A 6,159-nucleotide genomic window follows, 5' to 3' on the forward strand; every position below is an offset into this window, starting at 1 on the left:
CCGTACACCCTATCCGAGCTGGGGTTTCGGATTTCTCAGCGACCTTTCACGGCCGATTCCCCAGGCTGCGCGCCCGGATCGAGCGGCAGCACCGCGTGCACCCGCCAGCCGCCCTCGGGCCGCGGACCGGCCTCCAGCGTGCCGCCGTAGACCGCGGCGCGTTCCCGCATGCCGATGAGCCCGTTGCCGCCGGGGGCCAGCCCGGACGGCTCCTTCCGGATGCCGTCGTCCAGCACCTCGATCTCGATGCGCTGCCCGTCGTTGTCCACCCGGACCGAGGTAGTGGTGCCCGTGCCGCCGTGCTTGACCACGTTGGTCAGCGACTCCTGCACGATCCGGTAGACGCTGAGCCCGATCCTGGTCGGCAGCCCGGCGAAGTCGCCGGTCAGCTCCATCGACACGGCGAGCCCGAGGCCGCGCACCCGGTTCACCAGGTCGCTGAGGTCCGCGGCGGTGGGCTGCGGGATGCGGCCGGGGTCCTGCTCGTCGCTGTCGCGCAGCACGCCGAGCAGGCTCCGCAGTTCGCCGAGGGCCTCGCGGCCGGTGCTGCCGATCGCCTGCAACGCGCGCTCGGCGAGATCCGGGTTGCTGCGCAGGGCGTATCCGGCGCCGTCGGCCTGCGTCACCATCACGCTGACCGAATGCGCCAGCACGTCGTGGATTTCCCGGGCGATCCGGTTGCGCTCCTCGGCGACCGCGATGCGCGCCTGCTGATCGCGTTCGAACTCCAGGTTGCGCAGCCGTCTCTCCACCTCGGCGTGGTACGCGCGGCGGGCGCCGATGAACTCGCCCAGCACCCAGCAGAAGCCGGCAAGCATGACGAAGAAGAGCACCTGGACGAAGATCAGCTCGGCCAGGTTCCCTTCCCGCTGGCCGCCCGTGAACAGCCGCGCCAGGTAGAAAGCGCCGGTCAGCGCGGTGTAGAGGGCCGCGATCCGGCGTCCCTCGCAGGCGACCAGGGTGTAGATCATCATGCACGGCGCGATGAGGGCCACGGTCGAGCCCGGGCCGGTGTTGACCACCGACATGATCGCCATGCCGAGCAGCGCGACGTACGCCGACTGCACCGGCCAGATGCGCCGCACCGCCAGCGGCACGGTCAGCAGCACGCCGGCCACGACGTACAGCCAGGCGGGCATGCCGATCGTCGGCTTGCTCTCGCCGTCGAGCTCTCCCAGGTGCACGAGCAGCATGAAGGTGGCGATCCCGCTGTCGCCGACCAACGGGCGCGCCCGCAACCAGAGGCTCAGTTTCCGCACTTAGCGAGGTTAGGCGCAGGATCCGTGGTCAGGCGTCATCCCACGGGCTCGACCCGGGTCAACCTCAGGTCGCACGCGCGGAGGTGCCTCGTCGTAGGCGGGGATCCGACGGCGGCCTGCTGGGCGACCCGGTGATCGCGCGCACTTGGTCCGGTTCGGTGGGGGTGCGTGGCAGGATGTAGCGCGCAGCGAGATCGCACGATCGGGAAGGTCGGACTTGAGTACGGCAACCGAGCAGCAGCACTGGCCTGGCCCGTTATCCGCGGCGGTCGCCCGGCTGTGCACCGGGTTGCAGCCGCAGGTGTCCGAGCGGACCGCGGCCGGCTTCGCCGAGGTGCTGCGCAGGCTCTCCGCGCCGCTGCAGGTGGCCGTCGCGGGCCGGATCAAGTCCGGCAAGTCCACGCTGGTCAACGCGCTGATCGGGCGCCGGGTCGCGCCCACCGACGTGGGCGAGTGCACCCGGTTGGTCACCCGCTTCCAGTACGGCACCGTGGACCGCGTCGAGGTCGTCTTCCACGACGGCAACAAGCAGGCCGTGCCCTTCGACGCCGACGGCGGCATCCCGGCCGACCTGGGCGTGGACATCGACGAGGTCTCGCACCTGGAGGCCTACCTGACCAACGCGGTGCTGCGCGACCTGACGGTGATCGACACCCCCGGTCTCGGTTCGCTGGACGCCGCGTCCGTGGCGCGCACCGAAGAACTGCTGGGCACTCGCAAGGAGGACGGCGACGATGCCGACGCCGACTCCGATCTCGATCCGGTGTCGCGCAACGCGGTCGCGGGCGCCGAGGCAGTCCTCTACGTCGTGACGCAGGGCGTCCGGGCCGACGACGAGCAGGCCCTGGCCGCGTTCACCGCCGCCACCGCCAGCCGCGAGGCCGGGCCGGTCAACGCGATCGCGGTGCTGAACAAGGCCGACACCATCGAGCCGAGCTCGGTCGAGGACTCGGGCGGCGAGGTGTGGAAGGCCGCGTCGCTGCTCGCGGAGAAGCAGGCCGAGCTGCTCAAGCCCAAGGTCGCCGACGTGCTGCCGGTGATCGGCCTGCTCGCGGAGACCGCCGAATCCGGCGAGTTCACCGCCGCCGACGCGGAGGCGCTGCGCGGCCTCGCCAAGCTGGACGAGGCGACCCGCGAAACGCTGCTGCTGTCCGCGGACCTGTTCACCAGCTGGGAGTGCGACGTGCCGGCCGGCACCCGCAACCGGTTGCTGGAGCGGATGGACCTCTTCGGGATCCGGAGCGCGCTGGAGGCGATCGACGCCGACCCGGAGATCACCGCGGGCGCGCTGCGGCGCCGGTTGCTGGATTCCTCCGGGCTGGCTTCGGTGCTGAACCGGCTGGACACGGTGTTCCGGGCGCGGGCCGACGGGATCAAGGCCGCGGCAGCGCTGGCCTCGGTGACCGCGCTCGCGCACGCCTCCGGCGACCAGGGCGAGCGGCAGCGGGTGCACGACGCGATCGAGGTGCTGCTGGCCAAGCCGGAGGCGCACCAGCTCCGGGTGCTGGAGTCGTTGACGCTGGTCGCGGCCGGTGCGGTGGCGATGCCTGTGGACCTGGCCGAGGAAGTGATGCGGGTCGGCAGCAGCAACGACGTCGGCGAGCAGCTCGGCCTGCCCGGTCGGCCCCGCAACGAGCTGACCGACTACGCGCTGGAGCGGGCGAACTGGTGGCGCTCGTTCTCGTCGTTCGGCGCCACGCCCGCGCAGAGCCGCATCGCGCACGTGGTGCACCGGGCGTACTTCCTGATCTGGCAGCAGTTGCGGTCCGGGTGATGGCGATGCGTGGCTGGCGGCGCAAGAATTCACCTGAAAGTGGAACCGGTGGTGTTCCCGACGCGTCCGATCCGGACGAGGGCACGGCAGTTGCCCCGGACGCCGACGCAGAGGTGGGAACCGACATGACCGCCGTGACCAGCGATGTCGTCATTGATCAGCTGGATCGCGCGCTGACCGAGCGGGCGACGCTGATCCAGCTGTGCATGTACGCGATGGACCGGGCGCGCAGCGCGGGAGTGGTGGAGCGGCTGTCCGAGGGGCTCAGGGGCATCGGCGTTTCGGCGCTGCGGCCGGACGGCACCCGCTTCGACCCGGCGCACCACGAGGCCGGTGGCATCACGCCCACCGACGACCCGGCCCTGGACGGCGTGATCGCCGAGACCGAGGTGCTGGGCTTCGCCGATCGGGACCGCGTGCTGCGCGCCCCGGTGGTGACCGTCTACCAGCTGCGGCAGCAGTGACCGCCGCGGGAACCGCGCCGTTTTCGCGCGAAAACGGCGCCTCTCGTGAGGGGAGTCCGACGGTTTCGCGCGAAAACGGCGGGCCGGTCGAGGGCGACCACGTCGGGGTTCGAGAGGAGCGAGGCGCATGACTGCACCGGGCGTCGCGGTCACCGTGGGCCTGCCGCAGCAGGTCAAGCAGGCCAGGGAGAAGCTGCACGCGTTCCTGCGGGAGGCCGACCCGACCACCGCGGAGTGGGTCGAGCAGGTTCGGCGCGGCCGCCAGAAGACGCCCAGCGTCGTGGTGGTCGGGGAGACCAACCGCGGCAAGAGCTCGCTGGTCAACGCCCTGCTGGAGCACCCGGGACTGTCCCCTGTGGACGCACAGGTGGCCACCACCACGTACCTGGAGTTCACCCACGGCGAGCAATGGGCGGCGCACGCCTGCTACCCCGGTCAGCAGGAGCCGGTGCCGTTCGACCTTGCGGAGCTGCCGAACTGGGCCAGCGCGGGCCGCGAACTGCCCGAAGGCCAGCTGCCGCCGCGCTACGTGCAGATCACCGCGCCGCTCGACGCGCTGGCCAGGGTGACCGTGGTGGACACGCCGGGAGTCGGCGGGCTGGACGCCCTGCACGGCGAGCTCGCGATGGAGGCGGCGGCCTCGGCGACGGCGCTGCTGTTCGTCGTCGACGCGTCGGCCCCGTTCACCCGGGGCGAGCTGGAATTCCTGCAGAAGATCGCCGAGCGCGTCGAGACCGTCGTGTTCGCGCTGGCCAAGACCGATCAGCACCGAGGCTGGCGGCAGGTCTTGGAAGCGGACCGGAAGCTGCTGGCGGAACACGCGCCGCGGTTCGCCGACATGCCGATCTTCCCGGTGTCCGCCCGGATGCAGGAGCTGGCCGAGAAGGCGCCCAGCGAGCAGGCCGCGGACATGCTGCGCGAGAAGTCCGGCATCGTCGAGCTGCGCACCGAGCTGGAGCGGCTGATCGGCGGGCGGGCCGCAATGCTCGGCGAGGCCAACACGATGCGGGCACTGTCCACTGTGCTCGGTGAGCTGGTCGCGAAGCTGTCGGCGGAGAAGCGCGCGCTGACCGTCGGCGAGGACGAGGCGGAGTCGCTGCGCGCGCGGCGCGACGAGCTGTCCACCGCGCGGCGGTCGTCGACGCGCGGCTGGCAGGTGAAGCTGCGCGGCGAGATCCAGCGGACCCGCGTCGAGACCAGCCACGAGGTGGCCCGCCAGGTGCGGGAGGTGCAGAACTGGTTCCGCCGGGCCATCGACAGCGCCGACCGCAACCAGCTGGCCGAGCTGCCCCGCCACGTCGACGCGGCGTTGCAGATGGCGTCGACCCGGGTGGCGGCGACGCTGTCGGCGCGGCTGGCCGCGGTCGCCGAGCAGTCGTTGAAGGAGCTGTTCTCCGCCGAGGAGCTCGACGTGATCCGCTCGCAGTTCGCGCGCGGAGCGCAGGCGCCGATCGCGTTGCGGCCGCCGGACAAGCGGCCGCCGACCGCGGAGGACAAGCTCCTGGTGTTCATGGGCGTCTCCGGCGGGCTCGGCGTCGGCCGGGCGGCCGCGATGCCGCTGGCGGGCGGCCTGGGCATCGCGGCGCTGAACCCGGTGGTGCTGCCGGTGACGATCGTGCTCGGGCTCGGGGTCGGCTGGTGGATGGCGCGGACCCGCAAGCACGCGGCGGACAAGCAGCACCTGAAGCAGTGGTTGACCGAGGCCATCGCGGATGCCCGCTCGGCACTGGACCAGCTCGTGGCGGAGCAGCTGATCGAGGCGGAGCAACAGCTGTCGCTGGCCCTGGACGACGCTCTGACCAGGCGCATCGAGGCCATCGAGGGCGAGCTGCGGGAAGTGGACAAGGCGCTGAAGATGGACGCCGCGGAGCGCAGCCGGCAGCTGCAGACGGTCAACCGGCGCCTCACCGAGGCGACCGCCGGGCGGGAACGAGCCGAGAACCTCCTGGGCAGCATCCGGAACCTCCGCGACACCGCGTCCTGAGCCGGGGCTCACCACCCGTGCGCACTTCTTGTCGCTATGGCAGCAAAAAGTACGCACGGGCCGTAGCGCGGCCTGCGGAGACGGGCAAGAACCACGAACGAATCTCCGAGTCTGAAACGTCGTTGCCGGGAGCCGGTGACCGGGCGCGTGGGGTCGGGGGTATCGCGCCCGGTCACCGGGGTGGGCCGGTGCGGGTGGGGGTTGGGGGAGGTCTCCGCACCGGCCCTGCTCGGGTCTCGTAAGTGGCTTGGACTGCATAGCGGCCCAAACCACTCACGAGCGTTTTAGGCCCGCAGGTGGTGCCGCCCGGTGGGTTCGTCGACCGAGGTGGGCTCGTCGTCGGGGTCGGTGTTGGGGAATTCCGGTGGTATGCGGGGATGTTCGTGTTCCCACCTGTGCTCTTCTTTTCGGCTTTCGGCTTCGATGTCGGCGATGAGATGCCACACCGTGTAAGCACCTTCCCCACCTCCCGCGTGCTGCCCCGTTGTCGCGAAGGCGATGGCGCGTGCGGGGATCTGGGTGGTGAGCATGGCGAGGATCAGCAGGTTGAACAGAATGAATGTGCTGAGCTGAATCCAGAACATCGGTTGGGTTCCTTTCATGGTTTGGAAGGTGGGGGTGTTTTGGGGGGGGGGGAAGATGTCGTTGTGTGTGTCTGTTCTGTTTTTTCCTACAACC

Annotated in this window: 5 protein-coding genes; 3 read left to right on the plus strand and 2 right to left on the minus strand. The window is 70.8% G+C overall.

Annotated elements, in window-relative coordinates; all coding sequences use genetic code 11:
- Positions 1 to 35: 35 nt before the first annotated feature.
- Positions 36 to 1,259, minus strand: a complete 1,224-nt coding sequence (locus AC07EQ_RS22190; RefSeq protein ID WP_478389824.1) for a sensor histidine kinase — start codon at positions 1,257 to 1,259, stop codon at positions 36 to 38.
- A 217-nt stretch (positions 1,260 to 1,476) separates the two neighbouring features.
- On the opposite strand from AC07EQ_RS22190, the gene AC07EQ_RS22195 reads away from it, so the two are divergent.
- The 3 genes from AC07EQ_RS22195 (at position 1,477) to AC07EQ_RS22205 (ending at position 5,481) form a co-directional block, all read left to right on the plus strand.
- Positions 1,477 to 3,033: a dynamin family protein gene (locus tag AC07EQ_RS22195; protein ID WP_478389825.1), complete on the plus strand. Its 1,557-nt coding sequence runs from the start codon at positions 1,477 to 1,479 to the stop codon at positions 3,031 to 3,033.
- Positions 3,034 to 3,158: 125 nt separating this feature from the next.
- Positions 3,159 to 3,497, plus strand: a complete 339-nt coding sequence (grpE, locus tag AC07EQ_RS22200) for a nucleotide exchange factor GrpE (RefSeq protein WP_478389826.1) — start codon at positions 3,159 to 3,161, stop codon at positions 3,495 to 3,497.
- A gap of 127 nt (positions 3,498 to 3,624) precedes the next feature.
- Positions 3,625 to 5,481: a dynamin family protein gene (locus AC07EQ_RS22205; RefSeq protein ID WP_478389827.1), complete on the plus strand. Its 1,857-nt coding sequence runs from the start codon at positions 3,625 to 3,627 to the stop codon at positions 5,479 to 5,481.
- Between the two features lie 284 nt (positions 5,482 to 5,765).
- On the opposite strand, the gene AC07EQ_RS22210 is transcribed toward AC07EQ_RS22205, so the two are convergent.
- Positions 5,766 to 6,159: hypothetical protein (locus AC07EQ_RS22210; protein ID WP_478389828.1), on the minus strand; the 394-nt coding region annotated here is incomplete at its 5' end.

The sequence above is a fragment of the Saccharopolyspora sp. NPDC045839 genome, assembly GCF_056431645.1.

Excerpts from the sequence above, each read along its gene's own strand:
- AC07EQ_RS22205 (WP_478389827.1), top strand. The coding sequence starts at position 3,625 with ATGACTGCACCGGGCGTCGCGGTCACCGTGGGCCTGCCGCAGCAGGTC.
- grpE (WP_478389826.1), top strand. The coding sequence starts at position 3,159 with ATGACCGCCGTGACCAGCGATGTCGTCATTGATCAGCTGGATCGCGCG.